The organism is Streptomyces sp. NPDC091282 (genome assembly GCF_044757385.1).
Lineage (GTDB): Bacteria > Actinomycetota > Actinomycetes > Streptomycetales > Streptomycetaceae > Streptomyces > Streptomyces gramineus.
Window position 1 is genome coordinate 128,379 of record NZ_JBIVUX010000006.1, and the last position, 18,932, is coordinate 147,310.

Genomic DNA, 18,932 nt, shown 5'->3' on the forward strand with positions numbered 1-18,932 from the left:
TTCGAATGGATATTCGATAGTCTGCAGCGGTACCGAAGCGTCACGAAGCGACACGAGGCGACATCAGGCACGCGGAGCTAGGGGGGTGCCAGGCTCATGGCACGACGCATCGACGTGACAGGAGCCGGCGGCGTACACCTCGCCGCCTGGGAGTTCGCGGACCCGCCCAAGACGGAGGACTCGGCGCGCCCGCACGGTGACCGTTCCGCGCCGGACCGCTCCTTCCCCGGCGTGCTGTTACTGCACGGCCTGATGGGACGCGCCTCGCACTGGGCCTCCACCGCCCGCTGGCTCTCCGACCGGCACCGCGCCGTCGCGCTCGACCAGCGCGGCCACGGCCAGAGCGGCAAGCCTCCGCAGGCCGCGTACACCCGGGAGGCGTACGTCGAGGACGCCGCGGCCGCCATCGAGCAGCTGGGCCTGGCCCCGGCGGTGCTCGTCGGCCACGCCATGGGCGCGCTGACCGCCTGGCAGCTCGCCGCGAAACGCCCCGACCTGGTCCGGGGCCTGGTCATCTGCGACATGCGGGCCTCCGCGCTGGGCGCGGCCTCGCAGCGCGAGTGGGCCGACTGGTTCAGGTCCTGGCCCCTTCCCTTCGCCACGCTCGCCGACGTACGCAAGTGGTTCGGCGAGGACGACCCCTGGGTGGAGCGGCCCAACCCGGCGCGCGGGGAGTTCTACGCCGAGGTGATGCACGAGCGCGCCGACGGCTGGCGGCCCGTCTTCGACCCCGACCAGATGCTGACGTCCCGCGAGACCTGGGTGTACGACGCGCACTGGGAGGAGCTGGCCCAGGTGCCGTGCCCCGCGCTGGTCGTGCGCGGCGTGGACGGCGAGCTGGGGCGGGCGGAGGCGCAGGAGATGGTCCGGGTCCTGTCCCAGGGCGAGTACGCCGAGGTGGCCGAGGCCGGGCATCTGCTGCCGTACGACCGGCCGGAGGCCTGGCGGGCGGCCGTGGAACCGTTCCTCGAACGCGTGACGGAGTGAGGCGCCGCGCCCCGGCACCGGACCCCGCCGCGCCCCCTCCGGGCCGCCGGACGCACCCCCGTGCCCCCGTGGCGCGCCCCGGTCACCCCCTGCTCACCGCCGACAGGATCTCGGGCAGGTTCGCCGCCGTGCGGGGCGCCGCCGCGCGCAGGCCCGACCAGGTGACCGCCGCCCCGTAGGCGGCCCCCACCGGCAGCAGCAGCCAGGTCCACTCCCCGCCGCCCGCGCTCACGTTCAGCGTGATCGTGAGCGCGATCACGGGGGCGCACAGCAGGGCCGCCGAGACCATGCCGCCGAAGATCGCGATCCAGGCCAGGCCGGCCTGCCCGGCGGCGACGTTCTTGTGGCTGTCCTGGGGGATGGAGTACGGGAAGCGGGCCGAGGTCCAGGCACCGGTCGCCAGCATCGCGCCGAGCAGCGCGAAGGACAGGCCGAGCACCTCCGGCAGCCGGGGCCAGTCGCCCAGCAGGGCCGTGGTCACGACGGTCACGAGGGTCGCGTACGGCAGGGTGATGACCAGCAGCGCCAGCGCACGCCCGCGCAGTTCGACGTAGGCGTCCCGCGGCGAGGAGATGGTGAGCGCGACCATCCAGAACGCGGAGGTGTCCTGCCCGAACTGGTTGTACATCTGGATGCCGAGCATCCCGGCGGCGAAGCACGCGAAGTAGATCGACCCGGTGCCCTGGAGGGCGTTGAAGACGGGCACGATCAGGCCGATGGCCAGGGACGTCACCCACGCGGCCTTCGTCTTGGGGTCGCGCCACACGTAGCGCAGGCTGCGCGCCATGACCGTCCCGGTGCGGCCGGCGGGCAGCAGCCGTCCGAGGCCCGCGCCGTCGGAGGCGCGGGCGCGGCCTGCCGGGTCGGGTGCCTGGAGCGTCGAGCCGTCCGGCGCGGTCATCAGCCGGGTCAGGGTCCGCGCCCAGGCGCCGACCAGCAGCGCCAGGGCGAGCACGGTCAGGCCCAGTTGCGCGGCGGCCGTGCCGTACGAGCCCGTGCTCGCCGCGTGCACCGCGCCGATCGCGGACGCCGGCGGCAGCCAGCGCAGCACGTCGGCCACCGGGGCCAGTTCCCCGAGTCCGGCCGAACCGAGGCTCCGGGCGGCGAAGTTGACCAGCTGCGCCCCGACCGCGATGACGAGTCCGCTCAGTACCGCCAGGTCACGGCCCTTGCGGCTGCTGAGCAGCCGGACGTTCGCGGCGGCCACGGTCCGGGCGAGGGCCACGCAGACCAGCAGCGCGAGGGGCACCGCGAGGACCGCGGCGCCGTACCCGGCGGCGCCGTGCGCCACGGCCGCCGCGCAGCCCGTCAGCAGCAGCAGCGAGAACAGCGGGCCGACACCGACCAGGGAGGCGGCCAGCAGGGCCCGTACCAGCGGCCGGGGCCGCAGCGGGAGCATCACCAGGCGGGTCGGGTCCAGCGTCTCGTCGCCGCTCGGGAAGAACAGCGGCATGAACGCCCAGCCCAGCGCCAGCACGACCGCCGCCGGTACGGCGACCGCGTCGGCGTGCGCGTGCCCGCGCAGCATGATCAGGCCCAGCAGTTGCGCGACCCCGAACAGCAGCGCGAGCACGGCCGACACCACGAACGCGGCCCGCCGGCCGCCGGACTGCCGCAGCCCGTTGCGCAGCAGGGACAGCTTCAGCCGTACGACGGTGGCGGTCACGTCCGTCATCGGGCCGCACCGCCGCCCAGCCAGTCCAGGTCGGAACCGGCGTCCCGGCCGCTCGCGCCGACCAGTTCGAGGAAGGCGGTCTGGAGGGTGCCGTGCGCCCCGCGCACGTCCTCCAGGGTGCCCGTGGCACGGATCCGTCCGGCCGCCATCACGGCCACCCAGTCGCACAGCGACTCGACGAGCTCCATGACGTGCGAGGAGAAGACGACGGTCGCGCCGGAGGCGGTGTACCGCTCCAGGACGCCCCGGATCGTCTGCGCGGACACCGGGTCGACGCCCTCGAACGGCTCGTCCAGGAAGAGGACTTCGGGATTGTGGAGGAGAGCCGCCGCGAGTCCGATCTTCTTGCGCATGCCGGTCGAGTAGTCGACGACGAGCTTGTGCTGGGAGCCGGCGAGGTCGAGCACGTCCAGCAGCTGGGTGGCCCGCTTGTCGACCTCGGCACCGGGCAGCCCGCGCAGCCGGCCGCTGTAGCCGAGCAGTTCGCGCCCGGAGAGCCGTTCGAAGAGCCGCAGCCCTTCGGGCAGGACGCCGATCCGGGCCTTCACCGCCACCGGGTCCCGCCACACGTCGTGGCCCACCACCTCGACGCTCCCCTGGTCCGGCCGGAGCAGCCCGGTCACCATGGACAGGGTGGTGGTCTTCCCGGCTCCGTTGGGCCCGACCAGCCCGACGAACTTCCCGGCGGGCAGCGACAGATCGATCCCGCCGACCGCCACCTGCTGCCCGAACCGCTTCCAGAGCCCATGAACGCGCACCGCATCGGTCATGGGTGAAACCCTAAGGGGACGGCGGGGTTTCGCGGCGTCGGGCCGTCCGGCGTGCTACCGGTCCCGTCCGCAGGCGTACGCCAGCGCCGAGACCAGTTCCTCCGCGTCCGGCAGCCACCGGTTCGCCGGCGTCGGCCGGCAGGCCCACTGCACCGCGCCCCGGGAGCCCAGCCGGGTCGGCGGCGCCGGTACGTACGCGCCCTCGCCCACCGCCACCAGGTCCAGCGACGCAGGCGACCAGCCCAGCTTCCGCACCAGGTCGGGCGTCTTCGCCGCGCCGCCCGGCAGCACGAAGAACTGCATCCTGCCGTCGGGCGTGAGCGTCACCGGGCCGAGGGTCAGCTCCATCCGCTCCATCCGCGCCAGCGCCAGGAACCCGGCGGTCTCCGGGACGTCGAGCGCGTCGAAGGTCCGGCCCGTCGGCAGCAGGATCGACGCCGTCGGCTGCTTCTGCCACATCCGGCGCGCCACCGTCACGCTCCCGGTGGCCTGCGACGCCCAGTCCGGACGCGCCGCGTGCGCGCCGGGGGCCGCGCACGCCGCCTCCCCGCAGGAACAGCACTGCACCCCCTCGACCGCTTCCAGCCAGGTGCCCGGAAAGACGTCCCAGTGGCGCTCCTCGGCGTAGCGTACGGCGGTCTCCAGCAGCGATTCCCCGCGCTGCTTCGGAATCTGAGCGGCTTCGGTGCCGACGATCGTCTCTTCCACGTTCATCACAACTCCCGCACCCACCTGGAGTTACGGGCGTAGCGCGCGCGGGGGAGGAGCATCGATTCCGCAACTGGGGCGCATGGATGCATGTGCAGGGGCGCGCAGGAGGAACCAGGGCGTGAGCGGGTACTGACAAGTGGGGGGTTGGCGACGGGCGTCCCCGCAATTCCGTCGCGTTTACCCGGCAATCCTCGCATGTCCCGCATTTTCGGTATGTCCGCTGGGCAGTGATCGTCAAGGCCGGATCTTTTCCCTACAGGGAGTTCGCAGGGGGTACGCCATGGCCGCAAGGCCGCTTGTCGCGCGGCAGCCGAACGAACGGTTGCAGGCGCTCATCCAGGAGGCGGGGTGCTCGAACGCCGGGCTGGCCCGCCGGGTCAACATGTGCGGCGCCGAGCACGGTCTCGACCTCCGGTACGACAAGACGTCCGTGGCCCGCTGGCTGCGCGGACAGCAACCGCGGGGCCGCGCGCCCGCGATCATCGCCGAGGCGCTGGGCCGCAAGCTGGGCCGCACGGTCACGATCGACGAGATCGGCATGGCCAACGGCAAGAACCTCGCGTCCGGCGTCGGCCTCCAGTTCTCGCCGACGGTGCTGGGGGCCATCGAGCAGGTCTGCGAGCTGTGGCGCAGCGACGTGGGCCGCCGGGACTTCCTGTCCGGCTCCTCGGTCGCCGCGTCCGCGCTGGTCGAGCCCAGCCGGGACTGGCTGATCTCGGCGCCCGACGCGCAGGTCGCGCGGCAGGCCGGGCCGCGGGTCGGGCCCTCGGACGTCGCGGCCGTCAAGGCGATGACGCAGGCGCTCACCGATCTCGACCACCAGTACGGGAGCGGGCACGTGCGCCCGGTCGTCGTGCACTACCTCAACAGCGTGGTCTCCGGGCTGCTCGCCGGGTCCTACCGGGAGTCCGTGGGACGGGAGTTGTTCGCGGCCGTCGCCCGGCTCACCGAACTCGCCGGGTACATGGCTGTCGACACCGGGCAGCCCGGACTGGCGCAGCGGTACTACATCCAGTCGCTGCGGCTCGCGCAGGCCGCCGGCGACCGCGGCTACGGCGGCTACGTGCTGGCGGCCTCCATGAGCCACCTCGCCGCGCAGCTCGGGAACCCGCGGGAGATCGCCCAGTTGGCGAGGGCGGCGCAGGAGGGGGCGCGGGGGCGCGTGACGCCGCGTGCGGAGGCCATGTTCCACGCGGCCGAGGCCCGTGGGCACGCGTTGCTGGGCGACGCGCGGTCGGCTCAACTGGCTGCGGGGCGCGCGGTGTCGGCGATGGAGGCGGCCGACCCGTCCGCGGGGGACGACCCGGCGTGGATCGCGCACTTCGACGAGGCCTACCTGGCCGACGAACTGGCGCACTGCCACCGCGACCTGGGCCAGGCCGACGCGGCGGCGCGCAGCGCGGAGCAGTCGCTGGCCGGGCATCCGGCGTCGCGGGCACGGCGCCGCGCGATCGGCTATGTGCTCCTCGCCACGGCGCAGGTGCAGCAGCGCGAGATCGAACAGGCCTGCGCCACCGGCCTGAAGGCGGTGGAACTCCTGGAGACGGTCCGCTCCAACCGGGGCGCCGACTACCTGGAGGACTTCCAGCAGCGCCTGGAGCCGTTCCGGGACGAACCGGTCGTCAGGGAGTTCGGCGCCCGGCTGGATCTCCAGGCAGCCGCATGAATTCATGCCCCGCGGACGCGTGAACGTGTGGGAAACCACACCTTGCCGTGCGAGTGACGGCATATACAGCGCACCGCGGGGCGGTTTTGTTACTGCGGTCACAGGGAAGGAGTTCGCGCCACCAGGTGCGTGGCAGCCGGTTCTGGGGACCCGGTAGCGTGAGCCGACGATTCACAAGGTCCCCCATTAGTAGGAGTCCCGGTGACGCAGAGTGGACAGGGCGAGCCCGCGCGCGAAGGCATCGTGCTGCCCTCCGACGGTGGCGAGCCGCTGCTGCCGGGCATGACGGGCGTTCCCGCGCCCCCGGCACAGCCGGCCGCGCCCGCCCAGGCGCCGACCACCGCGCCCTCCGAGGGCCAGGCCTGGGGACAGCCATGGGGCCCCGGTCACCCGCAGGCCGAGCAGGGCTGGCCGCAGGCGGCCGGCCAGGAGTGGAACACCCAGGAGCCGGCCCCGGAGCTGCCGCCGGCCTGGAGCGCCCAGGCGCACGCGGCCCCGTCGCACGCCGCGCAGCCGCCCGCCGACCCGTACCGGTCCGCCGGCTCCGGCGCGGGCCCGCTCCCGCCGGAGGGCGCGGCCGGTCCGTCGTACGACGGCGGCTACGAGCAGGGCTACGGCTACGGCGCCCAGCCCCAGCAGTCCTACGGCGCCCCGCTGCCGCCCGCCGCCCCGCAGCACGGCGGCCACGGCGGGTACCCCGGTGCCCTGCCGGCCGCCGACGACGGCGCGACCCAGTACATACCGCCGGTGCCCGCCGCACCGGTGGACGAGGGGGCCACGCAGTACATACCGCCGGTGGCCGCCGGTCCCGAAGGGGCCACCCAGCTGATACCGCCGGTCGGCCCCGGCGCGCTGCCGCCGGAGGCGGCCCACGAGCAGGGCGGCTACCCGAGCCCGCAGCACGCGCACTCCGACGCCGACGCCACGCAGTACATCCCGCCCTACCAGGCCGGTGCCGAGCAGGGCGGGGACCGGCAGCCGCCCGCCGAGTTCGACAACCTCTTCCGCAGCGGCCCTGGCGCCGAGCAGCCGGCCGCGTCCACGGCCCAGCTGCCGCGCTTCCAGCAGCCGCAGGGCTACCAGCAGCCGGGCTTCCAGCAGCAGCCGCCCGCGTACACCCCGCCCCCGTCGTCCTACGACCACGGCCACGACGGTGACGACGGCGGCCGGGGCGGGCGCGGCGGCAGGTCGAAGGTGCCGCTGATCGCCGCCGTCGGGATCGGCATCGCCGTCCTCGGGATCGGCGCCGGTGCCCTCTTCAGCGGTGGTGGCGACGGCGGCTCCGGCGACGCGAGCAAGACCGTCGCCGCGACCGCGCCCGCCACCGACGGGTCCTCGTCGGGCGCCGCCGACCCGGGCAAGGCGCAGGCCGCGGCCCTGGACAAGCTGCTCGCCGACAGCGGCAGCAGCCGGGCCACGGTGATCAGCGCCGTCGCCAACGTGAAGCAGTGCAAGAACCTGGACGGCTCCGCCTCGGACCTGCGCAACGCCGCCACGCAGCGGGCCGGGCTGGTCACCCGGCTGTCGAAGCTGTCCGTCGACAAGCTGCCGAACAACGCCGAGCTGACCGCCGCCCTCACCAAGGCGTGGCAGGCCTCCGCGAACGCCGACAACCACTACGCGGCCTGGGCCGACCAGGCCAAGGGCAACCACGGCTGCCGCAAGGGCCAGGCCCGCGGCACCGGCCAGACCGCGGCCGGCAACCGGGAGAGCGGCACCGCCAGCTCCGAGAAGGTGAAGGCGGCCGCGCTGTGGAACTCGATCGCGAGCAAGTACGGGCTGACCCAGCGGCAGCCGACCCAGCTGTGAGGGCGGGCCGCCGCTGAGGGCCGGCCGGCGGTGCGCCGGCCGGCCGGTCAGGACAGGTCCGCGTTCTCCAGGATCTCGGTCATGTCGAGCGCCTTCCTGTTCGCCGACTGGAGCAGGCCGCCCTTGACCGTCTGGACGTTCACGTCGGTGTTGACCAGCCGGGAGAAGCCGGCCGCCGACAGCTTGCCCTGGTAGGGCCAGGACAGCGACGGGGTGAGGTCGCCGGTGGAGACCTTCAGGCCGTCGTTGAGGGTGCGGCGCACGCTGTCGGAGGTGGCGTCGCCCGCGCCGATCTTGTTCAGGGCGGCGAGCAGCACCTGGTAGGCGATCCAGGTCGTCTGCACGCCGGCGTCGGCCGGGTCGATCCGGTTGTCGCCGAAGGCCTCCTTGCTGATGACCTTCTTCATCTGGTCCCAGCGCTTGTCCGAGGCCACCGGGTACCAGCCGGTGATGTACGACCCCTCGTACGGGCCGGAGGCGCCGCCGGTGGAGTTGATCACCGTCTGGTCGACGCTGCCGACCTCGGCGGCCGTCTTCACCTTCGGGTAGTCCTCGCGGGCGCGCTGGAAGTTGTCCATGAAGGTGGCCGTGCGGTCGCCGAGCTCGGGCACCACGCAGCCGGTCTTCTGCGGGTCCGAGGTGGCGCCTTCCAGGGCCTGCTGGGACTGCTTGTCGTACTCGGTGAGGTCCTCGGCGGCGAGCTGGTCCACCGACTTGGCGTGGCCGCGGGCCTGCAGGCCCGAGTCGAGCAGCTGGGGCAGCTGGTCGCCGGCGATGCTGTCCGGGCGGACCAGGGTGACCGGACCGCAGGAGCCGGCGAGCGCCTCGCCGAGGCCGGCCAGCAGCGTGAGCTGACCGCCGTTGACCGGGTAGGAGACGGGGCTGGTGAACTCCTCGTTCGACGCGCCGTAGCCGCCTATGTAGGGAATGGCGGCGCCTTCCAGCGGGGGGAAGTACGAGTCGCCGAACTGGCTGTAGGAGCCGACGACGGCGACCACGTTCTGGTCGACCGCCCGCTGGGCGCAGTTCGCGGCGCCCACGCTGCTGTTGTGGTCGTTGCAGGTCACCAGCTTGAGCTTGCGGCCGTTCACACCGCCCTGGGAGTTGACCCAGCGGACGATGGCCGACGCCATGGCGGGCATGCCGGGCTTGTTGGTGGCACTGGTCTTCTGCGGCGCCCAGGTCATCACCTTGATCTCGTCGCCCCCGGCGGCCGAGAATCCTGGGACGACCCCGCAGCCGGCGGCGAGGGACGCGCAGGCGGTCATGGCCATCGCGGACAGCGCGGTGGCTCTGACGCGCCGGTGGGTCGTGGGGAGGATGGTGCTGAAGGTGGGACGCCTGCCGGTCATGGACACGCACGATTCCCCCACATGAATAACCCGCGAGTGACCCATGGTCAACCAGAGGTGACGCGCAGGTGAATTGCGGGGGCCTGTGACGGGCGTGTGACGAGGAACGTACGATCGATGACCGTGCAAGGTTCGGAGAACTCTTCCCGTCGCGGCCGTCGCTCCTCCACCATGGGCGGCATGCCACTCAACGACATGCCGTGGTGGCGCTGGCGCAGCAATGTGCGCTCCGCGCTGCACATGCTCTCGGACCAGGAGTTCCAGCGGAACGTCTGGCTGGCCGGGCAGGACGGGTACGGCGACGTGACCGACGCGGTCTACCGGCTGGTCGAGGACACCTGGCTGGACAACTGGTCCGCGGAGAAATACGTCGGGACGATATTCCGCGACTCGCAGGAGGCGGCGCTCGTCGACACCGCCGTGCTGCGGGTCCTGCGGATCATGCACCAGGTCGGGCCGGACGCGCCGGTCTCGGCGTACCTCGACCACCAGGGCTGGCCGGACGCGGTCCGGGCGGCCCGGGACGCGCACACGCGCCTGGCGGCGAGCGACGGCGACGACCCGGACGTGCCGCCGCGCACCCTGGAGGTACTGCGGATCATGACGCGGGCGGCCTGAGTCCGCGGAACGGACGCGGACGGCCGGGGAGGGCCCGGCATGAGATTCTGTGGTGCATGACCGATCAGCCCACCCGAGCCCAGGCCACGCCGGCCGACCAGTACGTCCTCACCCTCTCCTGCCCGGACAAGCAGGGGATCGTGCACGCCGTGTCGAGCTACCTGTTCATGACCGGCTGCAACATCGAGGACAGCCAGCAGTTCGGGGACCACGACACGGGTCTGTTCTTCATGCGCGTGCACTTCTCGGCCGAGGCGCCGGTGACGGTCGACAAGCTGCGGGCCAGCTTCGCGGCGGTCGGTGACTCCTTCCACATGGACTGGCAGATCAACGGGGCCGACCAGCGGATGCGCGTGGTCCTCATGGTCAGCAAGTTCGGGCACTGCCTGAACGACCTGCTCTTCCGAGCGCGGATCGGTGCGCTGCCGGTGGAGATCGCGGCGGTGGTCTCCAACCACACCGACTTCGCCGAGCTGGTGGAGTCGTACCACGTGCCCTTCCGCCACATCCCGGTGACGAAGGAGACGAAGGCCGACGCGGAGGCCCGGCTGCTGGAGCTGGTCCGCGAGGAGAACGTCGAGCTGGTGGTCCTCGCCCGGTACATGCAGGTCCTCTCGGACGACCTGTGCAAGCAGCTCAGCGGGCGGATCATCAACATCCACCACTCGTTCCTGCCGAGCTTCAAGGGCGCCAAGCCGTACCACCAGGCGCATGCGCGGGGCGTCAAGCTGATCGGGGCGACGGCGCACTACGTCACGGCGGACCTCGACGAGGGGCCGATCATCGAGCAGGAGGTCGAGCGGGTGGGGCACGGGGTCACCCCGGACCAGCTGGTGGCGATCGGGCGGGACGTGGAGTGCCAGGCGCTGGCGCGGGCGGTGAAGTGGCACGCGGAACGCCGCATCCTCCTCAACGGCCGCCGAACAGTCATCTTCGCCTGACACCCGGCCGCGCCCCTTCAGGGGCGCGGGGAACTGCGCGAGCGGCCACCGTCGGGCCGCAGTCGCCCCGTTGGCGCGCCACCCCGCCCCGTGGGCGGTCCGGTTGGCTACATCCGGCTCAGGCTCGCCGTCGCGAACAGGACGTCCCTGATCGCCGCGCGGTCCCCCAGCTGCCCCGCCGCCGCATCCTCCGGAGGAACGTGTCCCGCCGCCAGCCGGCAGAACTCCACGTCGTCCAGCGCCACGTGCGCCACCTCGAACTCCTCCGATCCCACCGCCGCCGGCGAGTCCAGCGGGATCAGCCACTCGCCGCCGCCGTTGCCCTCGATCTCCAGCCGCAGGCTGCGGCCGGGCCGCCCCGCGGACACCAGGTGCGGGGTCGGACCGGGCGTCGCGAGCCCCGCCTGCCGGCGCGCCGCCAGCGCGGCGGGAAGCATCCGCGCCGCGAGGTCGATCATCCGGTGCAGGTACCGCGGGGCCGGCGGCTCGTAGGGGTAGTCGACGGCCACCGCGATGTCCTCCGCGTGCACCCAGCACTCGAAGGCCCGGTCCAGCATCGCGTCGTGCAGCGGCAGCGCGAAGTCGCCGTACGACACCCCGAGGCGCCCGGCGCCGCCGCCGGTGAAGGAGACGGTCTGCACGAGCCGGTGGCTCTGCTCGCGCCAGGGCCCCCGCACCGCGCGGGTCGGCGGGAAGTGCGAGGCCTGCCAGAAGGTCTCGGTGCGGGCCGCGGGACCCTGCCCGGCCGACTCGCCGAGCGGGTCGGCCAGGCCGAGCGCGGCCGCCACCAGGCCGTCGACGGACAGCAGGTGCGCGATGACCCCGGCGACCGTCGTCCGGCGGCTGGCCGGCGCCGCGCCGTCGAACCACCGCAGCCGTACCGGCGCGTGCCACTCCGCGTCGCCGATGTCCTGGAGCAGGGCGTCCAGGCGCGCGGTCTCGGCGTCGTACGGCGTCGCCCACGCGGGGATCGGGATGCGCGGCGGCCGGCGGTCGAGGCAGGCCTCCAGGACGCGGTTGCGCAGACCGGGATCGAGGTCGAGGCTCTCCGGCTGGTGCAGCAGGCCGACCGCCTCGCGCAGCCGCCGCGCCTCGTCCGCACAGGCCCCGCAGTCGCCGAGGTGGACCTCGACGGCGAGGGACTCGGCCGTCGAGCAGGCCGCCAACGCCCAGGCGCCCAGCAGCGACTTCAGGACGTCGTGCGGCAGCTCCAGAGGCTCCGGCGGCAGGTCCTCGGGGGCGGGCAGCGGCCGGCCGCCGTCCTTGACGGAGGCCCTGGGGAGCGGGATGCGCGGCGGGCCGCCCGGCCCGCCCGCGTGGTCCCGTGGCGCGGCACCGGCTCCGTCGCCGGAGCCGGTGTGCGCGTCGAACGGGTCGGCGCCGGTCACACCGCACCTCCGTATCCGGGCGGTCTCCCGGCGTCGTGCGCGGTGGAGAGCAGTTGCAGGCCGAGGCGCAGCCGGCGGCGGGCCTCGTCCTCGGTGACGCCGAGGTCCACCGCGGTCTGGCGGTAGTCACGGCGCTGGACGTACGCGAGGTCCAGGGCGGCGCGCAGCGGGGTCGGCATGGAGTGCACGATGTAGTCGGCGCGGGCGGCGACGGACGCCCGGCGCACCTTGCGCTCCAGCTCCTCGGTGGCCTCCGCGCCGGTGTCGCCCGGGGTGAGCGCGGCGGTCTCGGTGGCCCGCAGGCGCTGTACGGCGAGCCGGTGGGTCAGCGCGGCGACCCAGGAGCGCAGCGGGCCCTGCCGGGGGTCGTAGGCGTCCGGGTGCTCCCAGACGTGGGCGAAGACCTCGCGGGTTATGGAGTCGGCGGCCCGTTCGTCCCCGAGGACGCGGTGGGCGAGGCCGTGCACGAGCGAGGCGAAGCGGTCGTAGAGCTCACCGAGGGCGGCCGCCTCGCCGCGTGCCAGCCGCTGCTGCATCTTGCGGTCCCAGCGGGGCAGAACGTCCTTCTTCGCCATGCGGCCCCCTCCCCGTGTCTGCGTCCAGCCTGTCGCCACCGTCTCCTCGAATGTAGTCGGCACGTCGGACGACGCACGCCCCTTTATGGCAATGCGCGCCCCCTGAGGGCCCGTGAGTGGTAGAGACCCGCGGACTTCCGCGGTCTTCCTCCGTGCGCTTCTCCGTGCGCCGGGCGGTGCGCCCCTGCGGACGCTCCGGCGGTGTCACAGTCAGGTCCGGGCGATCCTTCTGCTTCTGATCGAACAGGATCGACAGTGACCGAAACAAGACCCTTGCCGATCGTCGCTCGTTTGCCATCGGGGGTTTCGGGGAACGGCCGCTGGGCAGCCGCGCGAAAAGAAGCGAAGGAACTGGCTCCGTTTCCGGGCGGTTCCCGAGATCCGGCAAGCGGAGGGCTGAGCCGTGACTTTCAAGGTGACCGACGTCGAACAGGGCGAATGGGCCGTGCTCGGAGTGTCGGGCGAACTGGACCTGGTGACCTCGCCGGTGCTGCGCCAACGGGTGCACGACGCGGTCGCCGAGGGCTGCCACAGTGTGGTCCTCGACCTCTCCGACGTCTTCTTCTGCGACTCCAGCGGGGTCGGCGTCCTCATCGCGACCCGCCGCCTGATCCGCTCCTGCCAGGGCCGGCTGCGGCTGATCCTGCCCGCCCAGGGCGCGAGTGACGGTTCTCACGTCAACCGCGTCCTCGGCGCCCTCGGCGTGAGACGGCTGTTCGACGTGTATCCCGACATGGACAGCGCGGTCAGCGAGGAGGAGGAGGACCCGCTCTCGGCGTAGCCGGCCGCGCGGCCGCCCGCGGCACGGGAGTGGCACGGGAGCGGCGCCCGCCGGGCCCCATAGCCGACGATCTCCGCCGTGCCACGGTGTTGTCGCGGAATTCCCCCGGTCTTGGCACAAGGGTCGTTTTCCCGCTCCCCGGCCGCCGTCCGCGTCGTACGCTCCCTGCGAGAGGAACCCCCACGTCACGTAAGGCGGCCCGCACACACATGGTCAGCACCGAGTACGAGCGACGGATCGCCGCCCGGTTCGCAACCTTCGACCAGGACGGCAACGGCTGGATCGACCGCGAGGACTTCAACTCCGCGGCCAAGGCGCTGCTCGCCGAGTTCGGCGCCCCCGCCCGCTCCGACAAGGGCCAGGCGCTGTACGCCGGCGCGGAGGCCTTCTGGCAGGGCATGGCCGGGATGGCGGACCGGGACGGCGACCAGCGCATCAGCCGCGAGGAGTTCGTGAGCGGCGCGGTCAAGCGCCTGCACGACAACCCCGACCGGTTCGGCGAGATCGCCCGCCCCTTCCTGCACGCGGCCCTCGCCCTCGCGGACACCGCGAACGACGGCACGGCGACCGTCACCGACACCGTGCGCGTGCTGCGCGTCCTCGGCGTCCCGCCGGAACTCGCCCGCGCGGTCGCGTCCGGCCTGGACATCGACGGCGACGGAAGGGTCGCGGAGACGGAGATCGTCCCGGCGTTCGCCCGCTACTTCACGATCCCGGAGTAGCGCTCCCCGGCGCGGCGGGCGCCGAGAACCACTCGCGGAGCCGGTACTTGAGCACCTTGCGCAAGGTGTCGTTGCGCGGCAGGGCGTCCACCACCTCCAGCCGCTCCGGCAGCTTGTGCACCGACAGGCCCGCCGCGCGCAGGTACGCCACCACCTCCGGCAGGGTCAGCACGGCGCTTCCCGGCGGCTGTTCGACGACCGCGCAGACCAGTTCCCCGCGCTCCGCGTCCGGCAGTCCCACCACCGCCGCGTCACCGACCGCCGGATGCGCGGCGAGCAGGTCCTCGATCTCCTTCGCGGAGATGTTCTCGCCCTTGCGGATGATGACGTCCTTGAGGCGGCCGGTGAGCACCAGGTGGCCGCTCGCCGTCAGCCGCCCCAGGTCCCCCGTGCGCAGGAAGCCGTCCGCGTCGAAGGCCTCGGCGGTCTGCGCCGGATCCAGGTACCCCTGGCACACCGCCTCCCCGCGCAACCGCACCTCACCGCCCTCGGCGACCCGTATCTCCATGCCCTCGGGCGGCCGCCCCTCCGTCGTCGCCAGGTTCTCCGCCGTGTCGTCCGGCGCCCCCATCGTGATCATCGGCACCTCGGTCATGCCGTACCCGTGGGTGAGCTGCACGCCCATCTCGCGCACCACCGCGTGGTACACCTCCGGCGGCTTGGGCGCCCCGCCGCCGGCCAGCAGCCGCAGCGAGGGGATCACCGCGATCCCCGGCTGCCTGCGCTGCTCCGCGAGGAACATCGAGTAGAACGCCGTCGAACCGCCCGCCACCGTGACCCGGTGCCTGCGGTACTCCGGGAGGGCGTCCGGCAGCGCGAACTGCTCGAACATGACCGCGGGGAAGCCGTACAGCAGCAGCATGACCGTGTAGTCGGGTCCCGCGATGTGCGCGTACGGGAAGGCCATCGAGCCCACGTCGTCGGCCGTCAGCCGCAGCGCGTGCGCCAGGCACGAGCCGCCCGCGATCAGCGAACGGTCCGTGTGCAGCACGCCCTTGGGGTCCGAGGTGGTGCCCGAGGTCCAGTAGATCCACCGGACGGAGGTGCCCTCGGCGGGCGGGGCGGGCAGCACCGCCGGATCGCCGTCGGGCAGTTCGTCGTACGCCTCGAAGACGCCCTTCGCGCCCAGCCGCCGGGCCATCTCCGTGTGGTCGAAGCCGCGCCAGACGCCCGGTACGGCGAAGAACTCGGCCCGGGACTCGCGCAGGGCGAAGCCGACCTCGCGGTCCCGGTAGAACGGGATGACGGGGCTCTGCACGGCGCCCAGGCGGGCCAGCGCGAAGGACAGCACCGCCGTCTCGATGCGGGTGGGCAGCTGCCAGGCGACGACCGTGCCCGGGCGCACGCCCATCGCGTGCAGCCCGGCCGCCGCGCGCTCGGCCCGCGCGCGCAGGCCGCCGAAGGACAGGGTGCGCCCGCCCTGGAGGAACACCGGCCGCTCCGGGGTGAGATCGGCCCGGCGCGCGACCAGGTCCCAAAGCGTGCGGGAGGTGCTCAGTTCGTGTGCGGTGGCGTTCATGGAGTCCCCCTGCCAGCGGAACTGACGAGTCGTCAGATGTTAGGTCCTGGCACCTTGCCGGTCCAGGGGTGCGGGGCTAGCCTGCGAGATCTGACGAGCCATCAGTTCCGTGGGGGTGCCTGCCGGTGGACCTGTCGTACACGCCCGAGGAGGAGGACTTCCGGGCGCGGCTGCGGGAGTGGCTGGCCAAGGTGCTCCCGGGCCTGCCGCCGAAGCCGCGGCCCGAGGACTGGCCGGGCCGCCGCGCCTACGACCTCGGCTGGCAGCGGACGCTGTACGACGCCGGCTGGGCCGACGTGCACTGGGACGCGTCCCCCACCACGAGGCTGATCTTCCTGGAGGAGACCGAGCGGGCCGGCGCGCCCTACGTGGGCGCCAACTTCGTGGGCCTGCTGCACGCGGGTCCGACGATCGCCGCCGAGGGCACCGCGGAGCAGCGGGCCCGCTGGCTGGCGCCGATCCTGCGCGGGGACGAGGTGTGGTGCCAGGGCTTCAGCGAACCCGGCGCCGGCTCCGACCTGGCGGCACTGCGCACCCGCGCGCGGCGCGACGGGGACGACTACGTGGTCAGCGGCTCCAAGATCTGGACCTCGCACGCGGAGGTCGCCGACTGGTGCGAACTGCTGGTGCGCACGGACCCGCGGGCGCCCCGGCACCGCGGCATCAGCTGGCTGGCCATGCCCATGGACGCGCCCGGTGTCACCGTACGGCCGCTGCGCACGCTCGCCGGGTCCGCCGAGTTCGCCGAGGTGTTCCTCGACGAGGTGCGGGTCCCGGTCGCGAACCGGGTGGGCGCCGAGAACGACGGCTGGCGCGTCACCATGGTGACCCTCTCCTTCGAACGCGGCACCGCCTTCGTCGGCGAGGTCGTCGCCTGCCGCCGGGTGCTCGGCTCCCTCGCCCGCGAGGCGCGCGCGAACGGCACCTGGGACGACCCGGAGCTGCGCCGCCGCCTCGGCCGGCTGAACGCCGAGTTCCGGGCGCTGTGGCGGCTCACCCAGTGGAACGTCAGCGAGGCCGAGGGCGGGGGCGTGCCCGGCGTCGGCGGCTCGGTGTTCAAACTGCGCTACTCGCACGCACGGCAGGAGCTGTACGACGCGGCCGCCGCCGTGCTCGGCCCGGACGCCCTGGACCTGGACCGGCCGTGGGTCCTGGACCGGCTCTCCTCCCTCTCGTACACCATCGCGGCCGGCACCTCCCAGATCCAGCGGAACATCGTGGCCGAGCGGATCCTCGGGCTGCCGAAGGGACGGTGAGCGGGCATGCGTTTTCGGCTGAGCGACGAACAGCGCGCCCTGCGGGAGGGGATGCGGGCCCTGCTCGCGCGGCGGTCCGGCGGCGAGGCGCCGCGGGCCGCGGCCGGCGCGCCCGGACTGGACCGGGACCTGTGGCGGGAACTCGGGGCGGCCGGGTTCTTCGCGCTGCGGCTGCCGGAGGCGGAGGGCGGCGTCGGACTCGGGCTGCCGGAGGCCGTGCTGGTCTTCGAGGAGGCGGGACGGGCCCTGCTGACCGGACCGCTGGTCGCCACCCACCTGGCCGCGGCCGACGTCCCCGGCGCGGCCGCGGGAGAGGCCGTGGTGGCCCGTGTGGACGGCGGCCTGGCGGAGTGGCTGGCCGAGGCCGACGCCGTCCTCGGGGACGCGTCGGGCGCCGTTCCGCTGCGTTCGGCGGACCCGCTGACGCCGCTGCACCGGGTGCCGGGAGCGGCCACCGCGGCACCCGACCCGGTCGCCGTGCTGCTCACCGCCGCCGAGCAATTGGGCACCGCCGTGCGCGTGGGTGAACTCGCCGTGCAACACGCCCGGACCCGGGAACAGTTCGGGCAGCCGATCGGGGCCTTCCAGGCGGTCAAGCACCTGTGCGCCGAGATGCTGGTGCGGGCCGAGACCGCGCGTGCGGCCGTCTACGCGGCCGCGGTGACCGCCGACCGGGTGGACATCGCGGCGGCCCGGCTGCTGGCCGACGAGGCCGCCGTACGCGGCGCCCGGGACTGCCTCCAGGTGCACGGCGGGATGGGCTTCACCTGGGAGGCCGAGGTGCATCTGCACCTGAAGCGGGCCTGGGTGCGCGCCCGGCGTGGCGGGGGAGGCACGGAGAGTGAGGAGATGCTCGCCGTCGACCTCCTTGGTCAAGTGTTCTAAACCGTACTGGTCTGCGGAATCGGAGCCCCCGGCGGATCCGTGTCGCGGATCGTGGCACACCGGTGTCACGGAGCGTTGATATCGGGTTGTGTCCAACGCGTGACTCGTCACGGCCTGGAGTCGGGCACTCCCTCGGGTACCTTCTGTGGGATGCGAGTGGTTCCGAGGACGAGCCATGCCGGCGGTGCCGTCGAAGCGGCCCCGCCACTCATGGTGCGTACCGCTGCTGGCAGGGCGGTAGGGGCTTCGGCCCCCGCCTGTTCGACTCCCCGCGGCGAGCGTCGCACAGTATGGCGTACGCGTACTCCTTCGCGTTGGAATATGCCCGAAGCGCTTGTTGGGGTGACTGTACGTCAACCATGCTGTCTCGTAAGGGAATCACGTTCCGTGACCCTTGCTCTGGCCGTTGTTCTGGCCATGCAGAAAATGGCTACGATCGTGGCCCTGGCCGTCCTTGTCGTCGCGGTCCTTGTCGCGGCGCTCGCTCGGCGCGGGTTCATGTGTCCGCCGGTTCGGATGGTGTGAGCGGTGCAGGTGCTTCAAGTGCAGCTGGAGATCCGGCCCGACCCCGCGGAGGTGGGACGGGCCAGGAAGTGGGCGCGCTCGCGCCTCGCCGGGTCCGGTATAGCGGCCGACGAGCCGCTCGCCGAGACGCTCATCCTCCTCGTCTCCGAGCTGGTCACCAACGCCGTGGTGCACACGGGCTGTCCGGCCGTGCTGCGGCTGTCGCTGCCGGGCTCGGACCGCGAGGGCGCCGGGGAGTCGGTCACCGTGCGGCTGGAGGTCGCCGACAGCAGTGACCGTGCGCCCGTACCGCGCTGTGTCGGCACGGACGCGACCGGCGGCCGGGGCCTCGCCCTCGTCGACGGGCTCGCCGACCGCTGGGGCTGGAGCCCGGAGGGCGCCGGCAAGCGCATCTGGTGCGAACTCGACCGGTGTGCGGAGCCCGGGCGGAGCGCGGCCGTGGCGTACGGGGCCGGGCTGGCCACGTTCGAAGGGCTGGCTTTCGAGGCGGTGTGATCCCGGGTGTGCGGTGATGCGCCGGGTCGTGCATCCGTGCGCGCCCGTCCCGAAACAGGGCATAGGTCATAAAATCCTGAACGAGTGTTGACGCCTTGTGACGGCATGCTCACGCTTGAGGCCTGCGATTCGCCGCGAGGGGACGGCGAGGGATCCGTGGGGGGAGACCCTCGTCGCGTGTGGGTCGAGCCGGACGGCCGCGCGGAGCCGGGCCCGGGGCGGGCCGGCGCGCGCGGCCGTCCGGATGTTCCGGGGGG

General features: G+C 73.3%; 17 protein-coding genes. 10 read left to right on the top strand and 7 right to left on the bottom strand.

Annotated features, from left to right (window positions below; genetic code table 11):
- The first annotated feature begins 96 nt into the window (after positions 1-96).
- A complete protein-coding gene (locus ACIQOE_RS27715) occupies positions 97-987 on the top strand; it encodes an alpha/beta hydrolase (protein WP_351321323.1) in 891 nt (296 codons plus the stop codon).
- Between the two features lie 82 nt (positions 988-1,069).
- On the opposite strand, the gene ACIQOE_RS27720 is transcribed toward ACIQOE_RS27715, so the two are convergent.
- Genes ACIQOE_RS27720 through ACIQOE_RS27730 form a run of 3 tightly spaced genes read right to left on the bottom strand, consistent with a single transcriptional unit; the run spans position 1,070 to position 4,149 of the window.
- Positions 1,070-2,662, bottom strand: a complete 1,593-nt coding sequence (locus ACIQOE_RS27720; RefSeq protein ID WP_401414362.1) for a transporter — start codon at positions 2,660-2,662, stop codon at positions 1,070-1,072.
- Complete coding sequence (locus tag ACIQOE_RS27725; protein WP_351321318.1) at positions 2,659-3,432, bottom strand: ABC transporter ATP-binding protein; 774 nt, start codon at positions 3,430-3,432, stop codon at positions 2,659-2,661. Before ACIQOE_RS27725 ends, ACIQOE_RS27720 begins: the two co-directional genes overlap by 4 nt.
- Positions 3,433-3,486: 54 nt before the next feature.
- Positions 3,487-4,149, bottom strand: a complete 663-nt coding sequence (locus ACIQOE_RS27730) for a bifunctional DNA primase/polymerase (RefSeq protein ID WP_351321316.1) — start codon at positions 4,147-4,149, stop codon at positions 3,487-3,489.
- A gap of 274 nt (positions 4,150-4,423) precedes the next feature.
- Here ACIQOE_RS27730 and ACIQOE_RS27735 point away from each other — a divergent pair, with 274 nt between their 5' ends.
- The gene (locus ACIQOE_RS27735; protein ID WP_401414365.1) at positions 4,424-5,809 is read left to right on the top strand and encodes a transcriptional regulator; all 1,386 of its coding nucleotides are present in this window, start codon (positions 4,424-4,426) and stop codon (positions 5,807-5,809) included.
- 201 nt (positions 5,810-6,010) lie between these two features.
- Positions 6,011-7,618, top strand: a complete 1,608-nt coding sequence (locus ACIQOE_RS27740) for a hypothetical protein (protein WP_401414367.1) — start codon at positions 6,011-6,013, stop codon at positions 7,616-7,618.
- Positions 7,619-7,665: 47 nt separating this feature from the next.
- On the opposite strand, the gene ACIQOE_RS27745 is transcribed toward ACIQOE_RS27740, so the two are convergent.
- Positions 7,666-8,970 (bottom strand): ABC transporter substrate-binding protein, encoded by a 1,305-nt coding sequence (locus ACIQOE_RS27745; RefSeq protein ID WP_401414369.1) that lies wholly within the window; start codon positions 8,968-8,970, stop codon positions 7,666-7,668.
- A gap of 117 nt (positions 8,971-9,087) precedes the next feature.
- Between ACIQOE_RS27745 and ACIQOE_RS27750 the strand changes: the two genes are divergently transcribed.
- Positions 9,088-9,588 (top strand): hypothetical protein, encoded by a 501-nt coding sequence (locus ACIQOE_RS27750; RefSeq protein WP_351321308.1) that lies wholly within the window; start codon positions 9,088-9,090, stop codon positions 9,586-9,588.
- Positions 9,589-9,644: 56 nt separating this feature from the next.
- Positions 9,645-10,529, top strand: a complete 885-nt coding sequence (gene purU / locus ACIQOE_RS27755; protein ID WP_351321306.1) for a formyltetrahydrofolate deformylase — start codon at positions 9,645-9,647, stop codon at positions 10,527-10,529.
- A 107-nt stretch (positions 10,530-10,636) separates the two neighbouring features.
- Here purU and ACIQOE_RS27760 read toward each other — a convergent pair whose 3' ends face one another.
- Positions 10,637-11,932 carry a maleylpyruvate isomerase N-terminal domain-containing protein gene (locus ACIQOE_RS27760; RefSeq protein WP_401414734.1) on the bottom strand — a complete coding sequence of 432 codons (1,296 nt, stop codon included), beginning with the start codon at positions 11,930-11,932 and terminating at the stop codon, positions 10,637-10,639.
- Positions 11,914-12,492, bottom strand: a complete 579-nt coding sequence (locus ACIQOE_RS27765; protein ID WP_351321304.1) for a sigma-70 family RNA polymerase sigma factor — start codon at positions 12,490-12,492, stop codon at positions 11,914-11,916. Before ACIQOE_RS27765 ends, ACIQOE_RS27760 begins: the two co-directional genes overlap by 19 nt.
- A 403-nt stretch (positions 12,493-12,895) precedes the next feature.
- Between ACIQOE_RS27765 and ACIQOE_RS27770 the strand changes: the two genes are divergently transcribed.
- Both ACIQOE_RS27770 and ACIQOE_RS27775 read left to right on the top strand, forming a co-directional pair.
- Complete coding sequence (locus ACIQOE_RS27770; protein ID WP_351321301.1) at positions 12,896-13,273, top strand: STAS domain-containing protein; 378 nt, start codon at positions 12,896-12,898, stop codon at positions 13,271-13,273.
- A 209-nt stretch (positions 13,274-13,482) separates the two neighbouring features.
- Positions 13,483-13,995, top strand: a complete 513-nt coding sequence (locus ACIQOE_RS27775) for an EF-hand domain-containing protein (protein WP_365559239.1) — start codon at positions 13,483-13,485, stop codon at positions 13,993-13,995.
- On the opposite strand, the gene ACIQOE_RS27780 is transcribed toward ACIQOE_RS27775, so the two are convergent.
- Positions 13,979-15,514, bottom strand: coding sequence for an AMP-binding protein (locus tag ACIQOE_RS27780; protein ID WP_365559237.1), 1,536 nt, complete (start codon positions 15,512-15,514; stop codon positions 13,979-13,981). The genes ACIQOE_RS27775 and ACIQOE_RS27780 overlap by 17 nt on opposite strands.
- Positions 15,515-15,639: 125 nt before the next feature.
- On the opposite strand from ACIQOE_RS27780, the gene ACIQOE_RS27785 reads away from it, so the two are divergent.
- From ACIQOE_RS27785 to ACIQOE_RS27795, 3 genes are all read left to right on the top strand, one after another.
- Entirely contained in the window at positions 15,640-16,770 is a 1,131-nt protein-coding gene (locus ACIQOE_RS27785; RefSeq protein WP_351321295.1) for an acyl-CoA dehydrogenase family protein, read from the top strand.
- 6 nt (positions 16,771-16,776) lie between these two features.
- Entirely contained in the window at positions 16,777-17,655 is an 879-nt protein-coding gene (locus tag ACIQOE_RS27790; protein ID WP_401414374.1) for an acyl-CoA dehydrogenase family protein, read from the top strand.
- A gap of 543 nt (positions 17,656-18,198) precedes the next feature.
- The gene (locus tag ACIQOE_RS27795) at positions 18,199-18,675 is read left to right on the top strand and encodes an ATP-binding protein (protein WP_351321517.1); all 477 of its coding nucleotides are present in this window, start codon (positions 18,199-18,201) and stop codon (positions 18,673-18,675) included.
- Positions 18,676-18,932: the final 257 nt, after the last annotated feature.

Coding starts and splice junctions, on each gene's coding strand:
- ACIQOE_RS27790 (WP_401414374.1), top strand. CDS start 16,777: ATGCGTTTTCGGCTGAGCGACGAACAGCGCGCCCTGCGGGAGGGGATG.
- ACIQOE_RS27775 (WP_365559239.1), top strand. CDS start 13,483: ATGGTCAGCACCGAGTACGAGCGACGGATCGCCGCCCGGTTCGCAACC.
- ACIQOE_RS27765 (WP_351321304.1), bottom strand. CDS start 12,492: ATGGCGAAGAAGGACGTTCTGCCCCGCTGGGACCGCAAGATGCAGCAG.
- ACIQOE_RS27720 (WP_401414362.1), bottom strand. CDS start 2,662: ATGACGGACGTGACCGCCACCGTCGTACGGCTGAAGCTGTCCCTGCTG.
- ACIQOE_RS27725 (WP_351321318.1), bottom strand. CDS start 3,432: ATGACCGATGCGGTGCGCGTTCATGGGCTCTGGAAGCGGTTCGGGCAG.
- ACIQOE_RS27750 (WP_351321308.1), top strand. CDS start 9,088: ATGACCGTGCAAGGTTCGGAGAACTCTTCCCGTCGCGGCCGTCGCTCC.
- purU (WP_351321306.1), top strand. CDS start 9,645: ATGACCGATCAGCCCACCCGAGCCCAGGCCACGCCGGCCGACCAGTAC.
- ACIQOE_RS27780 (WP_365559237.1), bottom strand. CDS start 15,514: ATGAACGCCACCGCACACGAACTGAGCACCTCCCGCACGCTTTGGGAC.
- ACIQOE_RS27735 (WP_401414365.1), top strand. CDS start 4,424: ATGGCCGCAAGGCCGCTTGTCGCGCGGCAGCCGAACGAACGGTTGCAG.
- ACIQOE_RS27715 (WP_351321323.1), top strand. CDS start 97: ATGGCACGACGCATCGACGTGACAGGAGCCGGCGGCGTACACCTCGCC.
- ACIQOE_RS27745 (WP_401414369.1), bottom strand. CDS start 8,970: ATGACCGGCAGGCGTCCCACCTTCAGCACCATCCTCCCCACGACCCAC.